This is a genomic window from Acidimicrobiia bacterium, from assembly GCA_036271555.1.
Classification (GTDB): domain Bacteria; phylum Actinomycetota; class Acidimicrobiia; order IMCC26256; family PALSA-610; genus DATBAK01.
This window is the reverse complement of sequence record DATBAK010000083.1, coordinates 1-15876: the sequence shown is the minus strand read 5'-3', so window position 1 is coordinate 15876 and position 15876 is coordinate 1. Positions and strand designations below refer to the sequence as shown.

Sequence of the window (15876 nt, the reverse complement as noted above, 5' to 3'; positions counted from 1 at the left end):
CGTGATCTCGCTCACCGACGCGCAGGCGCGCGTGCTCGAAGGCATCGAGCGGCTCGCGCCCGCGCCGATGCGTCCGGCGGAGGCGCTCGGACTCGTGCTCGCGGCCGACGTCGTCGCGTCGGAAGCGGTTCCGCCGTTCGCGAACACCGCGATGGACGGCTACGCGGTGCGAGCCGCCGACACGGCCGGCGCGTCCGAGGCTGCGCCGGTGCGGCTGCGCGTCGTCGGCGAGCTGCCGGCCGGGCGCGCACCGTCGACGCCGGTCGCCGCGGGCGAAGCCATCCGGATCATGACCGGCGCGCCCATTCCCGACGGCGCCGACGCGATCGTGATGGTGGAGCGCACCGCGCGCGACGGCGACGACGCCGTTCGCATCCACGCCGCGGCACAGGTCCGGGATCACGTCCGCGAGGCCGCGGGCGACATCGCGCCGGGCACGGTCGTGTTCGGCGCAGGGACGGTCGTCCGGCCCGCACACCTCGGCGTGCTCGCGAGCCTCGACGTCGACTCGGTCGACGTGTTCCCGCGTGCCCGGGTCGCGGTCCTCTCGACCGGCGACGAGCTCGTCGAGCGCGGCCCGCTCGCGCCGGGGCAGATCCGCGACGGGAACCGGCCGATGCTGCGCGCGCTCGTCGCGGAGACGGGCGCGGTGGTGGTCGACCTCGGCATGGCGCGCGACGACGAGGCGATCATCACCGAGGCCGTCGCTCACGCTGCGGACACGTGCGACGCACTCGTCACGAGCGGCGCGGTGTCGGTCGGCGACTACGACTTCGTGAAGACCGCGATCGAGTCGGTGGCGCGGGACCGTCCGGGCAGCGACTACCTCTGGGCCCAGGTCGCGATCAAGCCGGCCAAGCCACTCGCGTTCGGACGGCTCGGGCGTGTGCCGGTGTTCGGCCTGCCCGGCAACCCGGTGTCGTCGCACGTGAGCTTCGAGCTCTTCGCGCGACCCGCGCTGCGCATGCTGATGGGCCACGCCGACGTGCACCGGCCGCGTATCCGTGCGCGCGCCGCGCACGACTTCGGCCGGCGCGCCGACGGCCGGCTCTACGTCGAGCGGGTCGTGCTCGCGCGCGGCGGCGACGGCGGCTTCGTCGTGAGTCGTTCGGGCATCCAGGCGAGCAACGTGCTCTCGGGGATGGCGCGCGCGAACGGGCTCGCGCTGCTGCCCGACGGCGAGGGCGTGCCTGCCGGCACCGACCTCGACGTCATGGTCCTCGACCTGCCCTGAGCGCTCCGGTCGGGCTCGCACGCTGCCGCCTGCCTCGACGCGGGATCGGAACCCGTCGGCCGGCCGCGGCGCGACCCGCCCTCAGGTGCTGACGAACTGATCGAGTTCGGTGACGCGCCCGCGTCACTTCGACCGATCAGTTCGCCCGTTCGCCACGGCCCGTGAACAGATGGGCCGATCGGCCCTGGACGCACTTCACTCTGCGTGGTACAACATGCGAGCGCACCACAACCGCCCGGGCGGGCGGATGCAACACCAAGGGAGGCGCGACAAAGCGTGGCAAGTGCGAGCGGTCGCCGGGCTGGGGCCACCGTGTACGCACCCGGGGAGACGATGATCCGCTAGGCAGCAGTTGGTCGCTGAGCCGGCGGGGAGTCAGAGCGAACCCGACCCCGGTGCCACGACCGCCTGCGAGGCGGCTTTGTTGAGAGTTCTACGCTGAACAGGTGACGACGCGCACTGTTCCGATCCCGCTGATCGACGCGCACGCGCGCCAGGTCCGGGATCTGCGGATCTCGATCACCGACCGCTGCAACTTCCGCTGCACCTATTGCATGCCGGTCGAGGGGATGGACTGGCTGCCCCGCGATCAGCTCCTCACCTACGAGGAGATCGCCCGGGTCGCACGGATCTGCGTCGAGCACTTCGGCTTCGAGGCCATCCGGCTCACGGGTGGCGAGCCGCTGATCCGCGCCCACGTCGTGCGACTGGTCGAGATGCTCGCCCCGCTCGGCGTCGACCTCGCGCTGACGACCAACGGTGTGAAGCTGCCCGAGCTCGCGCACGACCTCGCCGCGGCCGGGCTGGCGCGGATCAACGTGTCCCTCGACTCGCTCCGCCGCGACGTGTTCCTCGCGCTCACGCGCCGAGACGAGCTCGACCGTGTCCTCGCCGGCATCGACGCCGCGCTCGACGCGGGGATGCGTCCGGTGAAGGTCAACTGCGTCGTGACGCGGGGCGTCAACGAGGACGAGGTCGTCGATCTCGCCGAGTTCGGTCGCCGCAAGGGTGTGGGCGTCCGGTTCATCGAGTTCATGCCGCTCGACGCCGACGAAGCGTGGAGCCGGGACCAGGTCGTGCCGGCGCACGAGATCCTCGAGCGCATCGATGCGGTGTTCCCGCTCGAGTCGACCGCCACGACCGAGACCGACGTCGAGACCCCGAGCGGCCACGTCGAGCCGGCCGCGCGGTACCGCTACCGGGACGGTCAGGGCGACGTCGGCGTCATCGCGTCGGTGACCGAGCCCTTCTGCGAGCAGTGCGACCGGGTGCGGCTGACGGCGGAGGGCAAGCTCCGCACCTGTCTCTTCGCGCTCGACGAGACCGACCTGCGCGCCATCCTCCGCGACCCGCAGGTCCCGCCGGGCGAAATCGACGGGCGCCTCGCGGCCGCGCTCGTCGCCGCGGTCGGCGACAAGTGGGCCGGGCACCGGATCGGCCAGGTCGATTTCGTGCGCCCGGGGCGCTCGATGAGCCAGATCGGCGGCTAACCGGGCCGCCGCAAACCGCCGGTCGTAGACTTCCCGCCCATGCCGGCCTCGGAGTTCACGCACCTCGACCCGCTCGGACGCGCCCGGATGGTCGACGTGACCTCCAAGGACGCGACCCACCGGCGAGCCGTCGCCCGGTGCCGGGTCTACATGCTTCCCGCGACGGTCTCGGCGATCGCGTCGGGCGCGATCACCAAGGGCGACGTGTTCGCGGTCGCCCGGGTGGCCGGCATCCAGGCCGCCAAGCAGACCTCGAACCTGCTGCCGCTGTGCCACCCGCTGCTGGTCGGCTCGGTCTACGTGAACTTCCGCATCGAGGACGCCCACGTCGAGATCGAGACCCAGGTCGACACCATCGACCGCACCGGTGTCGAGATGGAGGCGTTGACGGCCTGCTCGATCGCCGCGCTCACGATCTACGACATGTGCAAGTCGATCGACCGGTCGATGACGATCGGCGATCTCCAGCTCTGGGAGAAGAACGGCGGCCGCTCCGGCTCGTGGCGTCGTCCCAAAGCCGGCCCCGACGACTTCGATCTGTAGGCGTCGGAAGCGACCCGCTTCGGTTCGTGCGCGAGCCCGCGCGACCGGAAGGTGCAGGTCAGGGCCTAGGGGTTTGACTTCGGGGGACCGTAGGGCACAAGACTGCGGACGCCGGGGTCCACCGCATTTGGCGCGCTCGGCCGTACCATCGCCGACGGGAGAGGGGTCGAAGGAGCTTGCCGAAGTTGGTACTCGGAGTGCTCGCGCTGGCGTGGCTCGTCGTCCTCGTCCCGCCCGTGCTGCGGGCTCGGAACGACTCGAGGTCCCGCGGCGACTCCATCGGCGACTTCCAGAATCGCCTCGGTGTCCTCGGTCGCAGCCACTCCAATCGGCGCGCCGCGCGCAGTGCCCGCAACCTCGGCGGTTGGCCGGCGATGCCGTCGGCACGCAACGGTCGCGTCCCGAACCGCGCCGTGACGGCACCGCCCATGCGCGCGGTGCGGGCCACGGTCGCGCGTCCACTGACCGGTCCGGTCGAACCGCTGCGCACGCGCGCGGCCGAGCGCTCGGCCCGCCGGCGCCGTGAGGTCGTCACCGCGCTCTTCACCGCGACGATCCTCTCGGCCGCCGTCGCCGCCGCGCTCGGCGGAACGATCTGGTGGGGATTGCAGATCGCGACCGACCTCACGTTCGCGAGCTATGTGGCGGGCATGGCGTGGTTCCGCAACTCCGCGGCGAATCGCATGCGCACCGTGCGGTACCTGCCGCCGGTTCGGCCACGTACAGTGCCCGCGTACGCGCTGAGGCGCACCGGATCCTCGTAGATCCGCCGACATCACCGAGTTCACACGGCGCGCGTCGCGGCAAGTTGACGCCGATGAACGTGGACCCGATCAAACGCGCGCACTAGCCTTTCGCCTGAGTTTCGCGGGGCGCTCTGCCCCCGCGGAGGGGGGTAGGGGCATGCAAGGCTGGGCGCGTCGTCGCGGGACGATCGCAGTCGTCGTCTCGCTCGCAGCGGTCGGATCGTTCGTCGCGACCGTGCCGGCCAGCGCGGTCGACTTGCCGTCGGCGCCGCGCAATCTCGCGGTCGTCGCCGGCAAGAAGGCGAACGAGATGGATCTCTCGTGGGCCGCGCCCACGACCGGCGGCAACACGTTCCGGTACTCGATCCGCATCGCGGCCGATCACGGCGCGTTCGCCGCGCCGATCGTCACGAACAACGGGAACGCGAAGTACAAGGCGACGTGCCTCGGCACGAACAGCTGCGACTTCGAGCTCGCCGCGATCAACTCCGCGGGGACCGGTCCGTACGGTGACGTCGTCACCGGCACGTGGGCGGCGCCGAGCGCGCCGACGGTCAAGAGCGCCAAGGGTGGGCCGGGCGCGAACCAGATGACGGTCGCGTGGTCGGCGCCCAAGAGCCTCGGCGGCCGTCCCGTCACGGGTTACCTCTACGACGTCCAGGTCGACAGCGCGGGTTCGTGGAACGGGCCGTTCTCCACGCCCGGGACGAAGACCGCGGTGCTCCCGTGCGCGTCGTCGAGCGCGACCGGTGGCTGCGCGTACCGCATGTACGCGGCGAACCAGGTCGGCACGTCGCCGGTGAGCGCGGCGAAGTCGGGCACCTACGGCACGCCGGGCGCGCCGACGCTCGGCATCGTGTCCGCCGGTCCCGCGGCCGACACCGCGACGCTGAACTGGACCGCGCCGTCGAGCAACGGCGGCCTCGCGATCCAGTACTACGTCTATTCGGTCAGCAACGACGGTGGTTCGTTCACACAATCGCCGAATCACCTCTCGGCGTCTCCGACTCGCGCGTCGGTTCCGTGCACCGCCAACGCGTACTGCTCGTACTCGATCAAGGCCGTGAACGCGAAGGGCAGCGGCGCGGCGTCGGCCGTGAAGACCGCGCAGTACACCGCACCGAAGAATCCGCAGGCCATCACCGCGGTCGTCGGCTCCGACAACCTCGGCAGCGGCGACGCGTCGATCACGGTGAACTGGAACCCGCCGACCGACACCGGCGGCAGCCCGATCACCAACTACCAGGGCCAGGAGTGCGCGGGCTACTGCGCGGGCTCGGCGACCGCGTGGAGCTCGGCACCGATCGAGTCGCTCGGTGCGGGCTCGACGACGTGGACGCCGACCTGTGCGTCCGGACTCAACACCTGCAGCTACCGCGTGCGCGCCGTCACGGAGTTCGGCGTCAGCAGCTGGACGGTTCCGGCGTACACGGTGCCGTGGGCGGTCAGTAACTTCACCGCGTCGCCGATCCCCGAGGACGGCGACCTCAGCGTGACGTGGTCCGGGCCCGCCGAGAGCGGGGCCGGACTCGCGACGATCAAGCTCCTCGTCTGCACGACCAGCTGCAACAGCGTGTCGAACTGGACCGACAGCGGTGTGTCGATCCCGACGAGCGCGCACAGCGCGACGCAGCACTGCGGCTCCGAGGTGCAGTGCTCGTACCGGCTCGTCGAGACCGACAACGACGGCAACACGAGCACGGTGTCGACGAGCAGCACCGCGACCGCGGCCGCGCTCCCGACCGCCCCGCAGAACCTCGCCGCGGTGACGAGCGCGACGACGACGCTCGGCGCGGTCGACCTCACGTGGCAGCCGCCGAGCGACACCGGTGGCTTCCCGGTCAACGGCTACACGATCCAGCGTTCGACCGACGGCGGCTCGACCTGGCCGACGACGATCAACCTCGGCAATGTCACCTCGTACACCGACAACGCTTGCGGCGCGAGCGTGCTGTGCACCTACCACGTCGCGTCGGTCACCGCGGTCGGGCAGGGCCCGTTCGGCAACACCGCGCAGGCCACCGGCTCCGACGTTCCGACCGCACCGCAAACGCTCATCGCGTCGACCCCGAGCGCGGGTGTCGGCTCGGTGTTCCTGCAGTGGACCGCGCCGAGCAGCAACGGCGGCCACGCGATTTCGAGCTACTCGCTCCAGCGTTCGACCGACGGCGGCTCCACGTGGCCGACGACGCTCACGGTCGGCGTGGGCACGAGCTACACCGACACCGGTTGTGGCGCGCGCGTCCCGTGCACGTACCGCATCGCCGCCGCGAACAACATCGGCCAGGGTCCCTTCAGCAACAACGCGACCGCGAACGGCGCGGACGTGCCGACCGCGCCGGTCGTGACCGCGCAGACCGCGACCTCGCTCGGCGGCGTGACGTTGAGCTGGAGCGCGGCCGACGGCGACGGCCACGCGGTGACCGACTACCAGTACCGCGTGAAGATCAACGCGGGAACGTTCAGCGCGTACACGTCGGTCGGAAACGTCACGACGTTCACCGACAGCAACTGCGACACGAACCATCAGCACAACCCGCCCAACTCGTGCACCTACGAAGTGCGCGCGGTGAACTCGCTGGGCAGCGGTCCGGCGAGCACCGACGCGACCGCGAGCGCGCTCACCGACTTCGCGGCTCCGGCCGTGACGATCACGGCGCCGGCGAACAACTCGTCGCCGAGCACGAACAAGCCGCAGATCTCGGGCACCGCGGGAACGGCGACGGGTGATCCCTCGACCGTCACCGTGCGCATCACCGACGGCCTCAACAACCTCTACGGCTTCGGACCGTCGGGGTCGTTCGGCGCGCCGATCTCGGGCGGCAACTGGACCGTGCAGGCGAGCGACTACGTGACGTCGTTGCCGGACGGCACGTACACCGTCACCGCGAGCCAGACCGACTGGGCCGGCAACACGGGCTCGGCATCGATCACGATCACGATCGACACCAACCCGCCGACGCTGACGTTCGACACGCCGCACGCGGGCGACGTCTTCAGCAACGCGACGTTCGACAGCTGCTCACCGGTCGGCTTCTGCGGCACGGTGAACGACGCGGGCTCGGGCGTGAACTACGTGAAGGTCTCGATCCAACAGGGCACCGGCAACTACTGGAACGGCTCGAGCTTCGGCAGCGCGTCGGAGGTGTTCGTCACCGCCAACTGCACGCCGAGCTGCCCGACCGGTTCACCGTCGGGGAGCGTGAGCTGGAACGTGCCGTTCACCGCGACGAACTTCCCCGCGGAGGGCACGTACACCGCGCGCGTCATCGCGGCGGACAACGGCGGCAACGTCGACAACACCGGCGTCTCGCACCCGTTCACGATCGATCGCACGAACCCGACGGCGACCGTCACGGGCCCGAGCGCGAACGCGATCTACGACAGCGCGGGCACGTTCGACAGCTCGTGGCCGCAGTCCGGCTGCACCAACAACCACGAGGTCTGTGGCACCGCGGCCGACCCGACCTCGGGTGGCGTGAGCTCCGGCGTCGCGAGCGTCAACGTGTCGATCCTCGCGTCGAGCACCGCGAACACGACGATCAACGGCAAGTACTGGAACGGCTCGAGCTTCGGCAGCCCGACCGAGTCGTTCACGCTCGCGACCGGCACCACGAGCTGGAACATGTTGATGCCGATGAGCAACTTCGCGGCCGGCGGTTCGTACATCGTGCACGTCGTGGTTGCGGACGCGGCCGGCAACGTCAACTCGTCGTCGAGCACGACGTTCTTCGTCGACTACAACCCGAGCGACACCACGTTCGTGGCGACCACCGGCTCCGATTCCAACAGCGGTCTCACACCGGCGCTCGCGAAGGCGACGGTCGCCGCGGGCGTGCAAGCCGCGCAGGGCGCGAGCCGCAGCCGGGTCGTGGTCGCGGGCGGTTCGTACGGCGCGGTCGCGCTGACGAGCGGCACGCACGGCAACAACAAGACGATTCGCGGCGGGTTCAGCGCCGGGACCGCGTGGAAGCACGCGGCGCCGGGCACGAACGTCGTGACCGTCTCCGCCGCGGGCACCGCGTTCACCGTGACGGGCGACACCGGGATCACGCTCCAGCAGCTCACGATCTCCGCGACCAACACGAGCCTCGCGGCCGGTAGCAGCGTCTACGGCCTGCAGGCGCTCGGCGGTGCCGGGGTCTCGCTGCAGCGGGACGCGATCTCGGCGGCGGCCGGTGTCGCCGGCGGCGCGGGCACGAACAACGCCGGCACCGCGACCGGTGGCAGCACCGGCGGCGGCGGCACCGGTGGCTGCGACCACTGCGGCAGCACCGGCGGCGGCGCGGGCGGCTCGCCGGCCGCCAACGGCGGTGCCGGCGGCAGCAACCCGGGTCGCCAGTCGGGCAACGGCGGCGCCACCGGAGTGACGGCTTCGGGCGGCGGCACGGGTGGCGGCGGCGGATCCGGTGGGTGCATCGGCTACTACGGCGGCTGCAAGGGCACGCACGGCTTCGGCGGGGCCGCCGGTGGCAAGGGCAGCTCCGGTGCTGCGGGTGCCGCGGGTGATTCCGCGTACTCGACCACCGGCTTCAACGCCGCGGTCGGCAACGGCGCCAACGGTGGGAACGGCAGCGCCGGTGGTGGTGGCGGCGGCGGTGGCGCCGGTGGTGCCGGCTGCGACGGTGGCGCCTGCGTCGGTGACTGGCTGAGTGGTGGCGCCGGCGGCGGCGGTGGTGGCGGCGGCGGCGCTGGTATCGGCGGCGGCGCGGGCCTCGGCGGCGGCGGTTCCTTCGGCGTGTACAGCGTGAACTCGACGGTCACCATCGACAACCAGACGTCGGTCACGACCGGCAACGGCGGGTCCGGCGGTACGGGTGGCTCCGGCCAGACCGGCGGCGCCGGCGGCGGCAGCGGGAACGGCGGGAACGGCAACTGCACCGGCGGATGTGCCGTCGGCAGCCGGTCCGGTGCCGGTGGTGTCGGCGGCGGCGCCGTGAACGCGGCCGGACCCAACGGCAACGACGGCAACGACGGCGGCGGTTGCTGCAACGGCTCCGGCGGTAGCGGTGCCAGCGGTGGCGGTGGTGGCGGCGGCGGATCCGGTGCCGGTGGCGGTGGCGGCGCGGGCGGCGCGAGCGTCGGTCTGCTCGCCAAGGGCACCGGCGGTTTCACCGGCGCATTCGGCACCGGGCAGGTCACCATCGGCGCGGCCGGCGGCGGTGGTGGCGGTGGTACCGCGGGCTCGGGCGGGAACGGCGGCTCCACTGGCGGCGCCGGCGTCGCGGTGAAGACCAAGACCGTCGCCTGAACCGTACGAGCGCGAGCGATCGGGGTGGTCCGGCTCGGCCGGGGCACCCCGCACGCCGCGCGTGCGCGGCGGCGCTCCTCCTCACGTGCACGGTGCTCGCGGGCGCCTGCGGTTCGTCGTCACCTCGAGTCGTGCGCTTCGACGTCCGCCGGCGACTCGACGCGTCGGCCGAGCGGGCGTTGCACGCGCTCTCGGGCACGGCGATCGTCACGGTTCCCGACCTCTCGCAGGCCGACCTGATGAGCGCGGTCACGACGCCGTGGGTCGGCTTCAGCGATTCGTCCGCGAAGCAGACGTTCGGCCGTCAGCTCGCGGCCGCGCGCGCCGCCGCGAAGAAGTACGCGAACGCGAGCGCCGCGGCCCGCGACGGCTACGTCCTCACGTCGTACTTCATCCCGAACTTCGGTACGCACTGGATCAACTGGTCGCTCGTGAAGCAGCCCTTCGATCCCGCGCGCCCGGCGATGCTGCTGTACGACGGCGACGGCACGAACGCGCACCTCGTCGGCCTGAGCTACTACCAGTGGAGCCCGGACGCCCCGCCCGCGGGCTTCGCGGGCGCGAACGATCGTTGGCACCGCCACTTCGACACGTGTTACGGGGGCGGTTTCCTCGTCGGCGAGAACCTGTTGGAGCCGGCGTGCCTCAAGACCTGCGAAGCATGGGCGAGCAACACGATCCACGCGCCGGTGGCGACGCAGAAGGAGATCCCGGCGCTGCAGCGTTACTTCAAGGCGCATCCGCAGCCGGCGCGGTCGCAGTCCTTCTGCACGTTCGTCCCGGCCGGCGACATCTGGATGCTCCATCTCTGGGTCGCTGCGGGTCACGCGAATCCGGAGGGTCTGTTCTCGACCTTCAATCCGAAGGTTGCGAAGTGCGAGGGACTGTGTCGGACGACGTGAACGACTCCCGAAGGACTCGGCGCCGCACGCGCGACGTTGACCCTTCGGAGCCCTTGCGGACGGCTTTCGTCGCAGTAACCTCTGCCCGTCGTGCGCCGGCGCAGTATGGCGTGGCCGCGGGGCGGATTTTCGGGGGGTCTTGATATGCGACGCAAGGTTTTCGCCGCGGTGCTCGGCTGTCTGCTGCTGCCGCTCGGATACGTCATCGCGACGCCGCTCGCGGCGTCGGCGGGGACGGTCACCGACCACTACCTCTGCCAGGCCAACGCCGGCAGCTTCGGCATCCAGAACGCCGACCAGGACCTGGCGTTCGTCACGACGGGGCCGTCGACGGTGCTGCAGAACCAGCAGGCGTCGTACACGATCACGATGGGCGCGTTCGTGATCCCGACGTCGGAGAGCGGGATCTCGGTCAACAACGTCCACAACATCTTCCTCCTGCTGCCCGACCCCGCGAACGCCTTCTACGTGAGCTCGTTCCTGAGCGGGCAGACGTCGGGCTGGTCGCTGACGCACAGCGGCGGCGTGATGAACCTTTCGTATCCGGGGTCGACCTCGGGCGGGTCGACGCTCACGCCGCCGATCGTGAACGTCACGTACCAGGCGTCCGGTGCCGCGCTCTCCGTGATCGCGATCCGACCCGGCGGGAACCCGCCGTACAACGAGACTTCGAACCCGTCGTTCGGTCTCACGGCCAACGTGCAGATCGCGGGCGACGTCCCGACGACGTGCGTCGCCGACGGCTCACCGCCGAACGCGATCGCGAGCACGACGATCGTGCCGAGCGACACGACGCCGCCCGCGATCACGATCGCGACGCCGGCCGCGGGTGCGATCTACGCGCAGGGCTCGATCGTGCTCGCCGCGTACTCGTGCGACGACGGTCCGTTCGGCTCCGGTGTCGCGACCTGCGCCGGTCCCGTCGCGAACGCCGGCGCGATCGACACGTCGACGGCCGGTTCGCACGCCTTCACCGTCACGTCGACCGACAACAACCACACCGGCACGTCGACGCTGACCCACAACTACACCGTCATCTCCGCGCCCGGCATCTCCGTGTCCGGCGGGACCGTCGTCGAGGGCCCGAGCGCGCACGTCAACTTCAAGGTCTCGCTGTCGCGTCCGCCGACGGCGACCGCGACCCTGCAGTACGCGACGCAGAACGGCACCGCGTCCGCGGGCAGCGACTTCACGTCGACGAGCGGCTCGTTGAGCTTCCCGCCCGCCGGGCCGTACGTGCAGACCGTGTCGGTCCCCGTTCTCAACGACTCGACGTTCGAGTCGACGGAGAACTTCACGCTGCAGCTGTCGAACCCGACGAACGCCGCGTTCGTCAACACGTTCGCGACCGGTCGCATCGTCGACGACGACTCGCCGGCGGTGAGCGTCACCGGGGGAACGGCGACGAAGGGAACCGACTCGTCGGTCACCTTCACGGTCGCGCTCTCGGACCACGCGTTCCACCCGGTCACGGTCAACTACACGACGCTCGACGGGAACGCGACCGCGGGGCTCGACTACACCGCGACGTCGGGTTCGCTCACGTTCAATCCCGACGACGCGTTGACGAAGACGGTCACCGTGCCGGTCGCGAACACGGCGCTCTCCGACTACGACCAGGCGCTCTTCTCGCTCAAGGCGACGGTCGCCGCGAGCGGCCAGAACGCGACCGGTACGGGCGAGATCCTCGATCCCGCGAACGTGCCGACCGTCAGCATCTCCGACGCGACCGTCGGCGAAGGCTCGGGTGGCAAGAATGCGCCCGCGAAGCTCGAGATCAGCCTCGACAAGCAGAGCAGCTCACCGGTGGTGGTGCGCTATCAGACCGTCGACGGCACCGCGAAGGCTGCGACGAAGGACTACAAGGCGATCACCGGCCCGAAGTCGTTCGTGATGGCGGCCGGTAAGACGCAGAAGGTGATCTCGGTGAGCGTCGTCGGCGACTCGGTGCCCGAGAGCAACGAGCAGTTCAGCGTCCAGCTCGTGAGCGCGACCGGCGCGCTGCTCGGGCACTCGGTGGGCACGGTGACGATCCTCGACGACGATCCCGCCACGACACCGAAGCTGACGGTCGGCAACGCGTCCGTCTACCAGAGCTTCGGCGGGCCGACGATGAAGGCGACCGCCTCGATCAACCTGAACGAGCCCGCGCCCGCGCCGGTGACGGTCACCTACGCGACCGCGAACGGCACGGCCACCGCGCCGCACGACTACGCCGCGCTCACGAAGACGGTCACGATCAAGCAGGGCAAGTCCGTCGCGCAGGTGTCGGTGAAGATCCCGACCGCGAGCCTCGAACCGCTGGGTTCGAAGCAGTTCACCGTGTCGATCCTCAGCGCCACGGGTGCGACGGTCGCGGTGCCGACCGGCACGGTCACGATCTACGGCAACGGCCACGGCGCCACCACACCGGACGCGCCGCAATCGCTCGTCGCGGCGTCGAGCACGACGGCGCTCGGCACGGTGAACCTGGCGTGGAGCCCTCCCGGTTCCGACGGTGGCCGGGCCGTCACCGGATACGAGTACGAGCTCTCGACCGACCACGGCAACACGTTTGGTGCGTGGACCGCGACGGGCAGCGTCGACACGACGTTCCTCGCGCCGTGCACGTCGTCGACCTGCACGTTCCAATTGCGCGCTCGCAACGCGCTCGGCGTCAGCGTGGAGAGTGATCCCGCGACGGCGGCGGGTTCGACCGATACGGACGCGCCCGCGCCTGTCCTCGGCGCCCCGGTGGCGAGCGGCAACATCGACACGATGAGCACGACGACCTTCTCGGGCGACTCGGGCGCGGTGTCGGGTGACCTCAGCACCGTCACCGCGAAGGTGTACGCGTGCGCGTGCACGAACATCGCGCCGCTGCAGACGCTCACGACGACCGCGTCGAACGGTCTGTGGAGCGTGCCCGCGTCGAGCGCGCTCACGCCCGGCGTGTACACGGTGCAGGCGTCGCAGACCGACTGGGCGGCGAACGCGACGACGACGCCGGCGACGACCTTCGAGGTGCGCAACGCGGTCTTCGTGTCGCCGCTCGGCAGCGACTCGAGCTCGGGCAGCGCGGCCGCGCCGAAGCTCACGCTGCAAGCGGGCATCAACACGGCGAGCTCGCAGTCGCGGCCCCAGGTCGCGGTCGGCAACGGCACCTACGACGCGGGCAGCGGCCTGTCGATCTCGAGCAACGTGTCGGTGCTCGGCGGCTTCGACGGCGGCGCGTCCTTCAGCCGGCCCGGAACCGCGGGCACGACCGGCTCGGCCAACAACAACCTCACGCAGGTGCAGGGCATCCCGCAGGCCGCGACGGTCAGCGGTGCGACCGCGACGATCGACGGCCTGACCCTGCGCGGCCTCAACACCGGACTGACTGCGGGCAGCAGCGTCTACGGCGTGCGCGCGATCAGCGGCGCCAACCTGACGCTCAGCAACGACGCGGTGAACGCGGCCGCGGGCATCGCGGGCGCGTCGTCGGCGAGCACGGGGACGGACGCGTCCTCCGCGGGCTGCACCGGCGTCGTTGGTCAGAGCGGTCCCGACGGGGCGACCGGTGCCGCGAGCTGCGGCAGTGGGAATCCGCAGGGCTCGGGCGCGGGTGGCAACGGTGGCCACGGCTCGATCTTCTCGAGTGCCGACGGCAATGCCGGTTCCGCGGGCGGTGGGGGCGCGGCCGGCGGTGCGAAGGGCGCGGGTGACTGCACCTTCAGCGCGACGGGTGGTGGCGGCGGAACCGGCGGCGCGTCCGGTAATCCGGGCGGGGCCGGCGGGGCCGGCGGCAGCGCGGTCGACCTCGCGGGGAGCACCTGGCTCGGACACAACGGTGGCACCGGCGGTACCGGCGGGAACGGTGGCGGTGGCGGTGGCGGCGGTGGCGGCGGCGGCACCTGCGCCAGCGTCTTCGGTGGTGGCGGTGGCAGCGGCGGTGGGGGCGGCAACGGCGGCGGCGGCGCGCCGGGCGTCGGCTCCTTCGGCGGCGGCTCGTTCGCGGTCTACGCCTTCAACGCCTCGGTGACCGCGACGGCTTCGGCGCTGATCTCCGACGTCGGCGGCACGGGCGGGAACGGCGCCACGGGCGGCAACGCGGCCGGGGGCGGCCGCGCCGGCGACGGCGGCTCCGCCAACACCTCGCTCCAGGGCGGCGGCGGTGGCGGTGGTGGCGGCGGTGGTGGCGGCGCCGGTGGTGGCGGTGGCGGCGGCGGTGCCGGGGGCCCGTCGATCGCGCTGTTCCACGCCGGGACCGGCACGGCGACCTCCAATGGCGGCACGACGCTCTCGCACGCGGCGGCGGCGTCGACCGGCGGCGCGGGTGGCACCGGCGGAACGGGTGGCGGCGCCGGTGGTGGCGGCAGTGGCGGCGCGTCCTTCTCGGTCTTCGGTGCGGGCGTGCACCCCGGCGCGGTGGGCACCTCGGGTTCGTCGGGTGCCGCGGGCAGCACCGGCTCCACCGGGGCCGGGGGTCTGATCTGCTCCACCGACAACGGGGGCGTCTGCACGGGCTGAGCGCGAGCTCGACAGGGTGACGGGCACGGGGCGAGGCTGGCCGTGCGCGTCACCCTCGCTCGCGCGCGAGGTTGATCGAGCGCGCACCGACGCCGCAGACTGCGGCGATGGAACGGGCGGCGGAGATCGCGGCGATCGGTGCGGAGTGCCGGCAGACGCTCGAGGACCGGCACCGCGCGCGTGAGATCGTGCTCGCCGCGTCGCGACTCGCGATCCAGTCGTCGGCCGCGTCGATCCGTGCGACGCACCGCGGCGAGTACGACAGCGCAGCGGAGCTGGCGCGCGACGCGCGTGCTCGCGTTGCGGAGGCCGACGCCGCGCTCGCGTCGCAACCCGATCTGCGCGGCAGCGGACCGGTTCACGACGCGCGCAAGGAAGTCGCCGAGGCGTGGCTCACGCTCGCGCTCGTACGCGGTGACGCGCTCCCCGAGCGCGCCGAGCTCGGCGTCGACGCGTCGGCGTACCTCAACGGGATGGCCGAAGCCGCGAGCGAGCTGCGCCGCCAGGTGCTCGACTGCCTGCGCCGCGGTGATCTCGAGCGCGGCGAAACGCTCATGGCCGCGATGGACGACGTGTACTCCGTGCTCGCGACGATCGACTATCCCGACATGGTGACCGGCGGTCTGCGGCGCACGACTGACGCGCTCCGTGCGGTGCTCGAGCGCACGCGCGGCGATCTGACGACGACGATCGTCGCGTCCCGCCTGCAGGCTGCGATCGACGCGGCGAGGGCCTGAGACCGGGCAACTCGGCCGAAGCCGCCGATCCCCGCTTTGCTAGCGTGGACCGTTCCGGGGGTGTAGCTCAGTCCGGTAGAGCGCTACGTTCGCAACGTAGAAGTCGTGGGTTCAAGTCCCATCACCTCCACCAAAACGTTCTCTTTCACACCCCGGGCCGACGACGTCGGCACGGGGTGTTCCAGTTCGTGGTCGAGCCTGGCCATGAGGTCGTCCGCGAGCAGGTCGGTGAACGGGTCAGCGAGGCGGGCGTAGGTGACGCCTTCGACGTCGACGTAGACGGCATCGAAGATGGCTTGGTTGAGGTGTCGTCGGGTCTGATGCCCGGCGCGGCTGTAGGCGGTGCCGAAGTGTTGGGCGAGGCCGAGCGCGGCGTCGAGGTTGCGCTCGATGGTCTCCCAGTGGACCTCGGTTGCCGCGAGAGCCGCACCCGCGTCGGCGAACTCGTCGAGCACGTACGCGCCGATGCTCTCGGCCTTGCG

8 protein-coding genes and 1 tRNA gene are annotated in these 15876 nt (G+C 71.5%); all 9 read left to right on the top strand.

From position 1 onward, the window contains the following. Window position 1: 1 nt before the first annotated feature. On the top strand, window positions 2-1234 hold the full coding sequence (gene glp, locus VH914_18380) for a gephyrin-like molybdotransferase Glp (GenBank protein ID HEX4493175.1): 1233 nt from the start codon (window positions 2-4) through the stop codon (window positions 1232-1234). A gap of 446 nt (window positions 1235-1680) precedes the next feature. Beyond that, window positions 1681-2724: a GTP 3',8-cyclase MoaA gene (moaA, locus tag VH914_18375; GenBank protein HEX4493174.1), complete on the top strand. Its 1044-nt coding sequence runs from the start codon at window positions 1681-1683 to the stop codon at window positions 2722-2724. A 39-nt stretch (window positions 2725-2763) separates the two neighbouring features. Beyond that, complete coding sequence (moaC, locus tag VH914_18370; GenBank protein HEX4493173.1) at window positions 2764-3267, top strand: cyclic pyranopterin monophosphate synthase MoaC; 504 nt, start codon at window positions 2764-2766, stop codon at window positions 3265-3267. Between the two features lie 176 nt (window positions 3268-3443). Next, window positions 3444-4031 (top strand): hypothetical protein, encoded by a 588-nt coding sequence (locus VH914_18365; protein ID HEX4493172.1) that lies wholly within the window; start codon window positions 3444-3446, stop codon window positions 4029-4031. A gap of 139 nt (window positions 4032-4170) precedes the next feature. Next, window positions 4171-9264: an Ig-like domain-containing protein gene (locus VH914_18360; protein HEX4493171.1), complete on the top strand. Its 5094-nt coding sequence runs from the start codon at window positions 4171-4173 to the stop codon at window positions 9262-9264. A 131-nt stretch (window positions 9265-9395) separates the two neighbouring features. Continuing rightward, window positions 9396-10166, top strand: a complete 771-nt coding sequence (locus VH914_18355; GenBank protein HEX4493170.1) for a hypothetical protein — start codon at window positions 9396-9398, stop codon at window positions 10164-10166. Between the two features lie 144 nt (window positions 10167-10310). Further along, window positions 10311-14657 (top strand): Calx-beta domain-containing protein, encoded by a 4347-nt coding sequence (locus tag VH914_18350; protein HEX4493169.1) that lies wholly within the window; start codon window positions 10311-10313, stop codon window positions 14655-14657. A gap of 107 nt (window positions 14658-14764) precedes the next feature. Continuing rightward, window positions 14765-15394 (top strand): haloacid dehalogenase, encoded by a 630-nt coding sequence (locus VH914_18345; protein HEX4493168.1) that lies wholly within the window; start codon window positions 14765-14767, stop codon window positions 15392-15394. 56 nt (window positions 15395-15450) lie between these two features. Further along, window positions 15451-15527: transfer RNA gene (locus tag VH914_18340), tRNA-Ala, on the top strand. Window positions 15528-15876 lie beyond the last annotated feature (349 nt).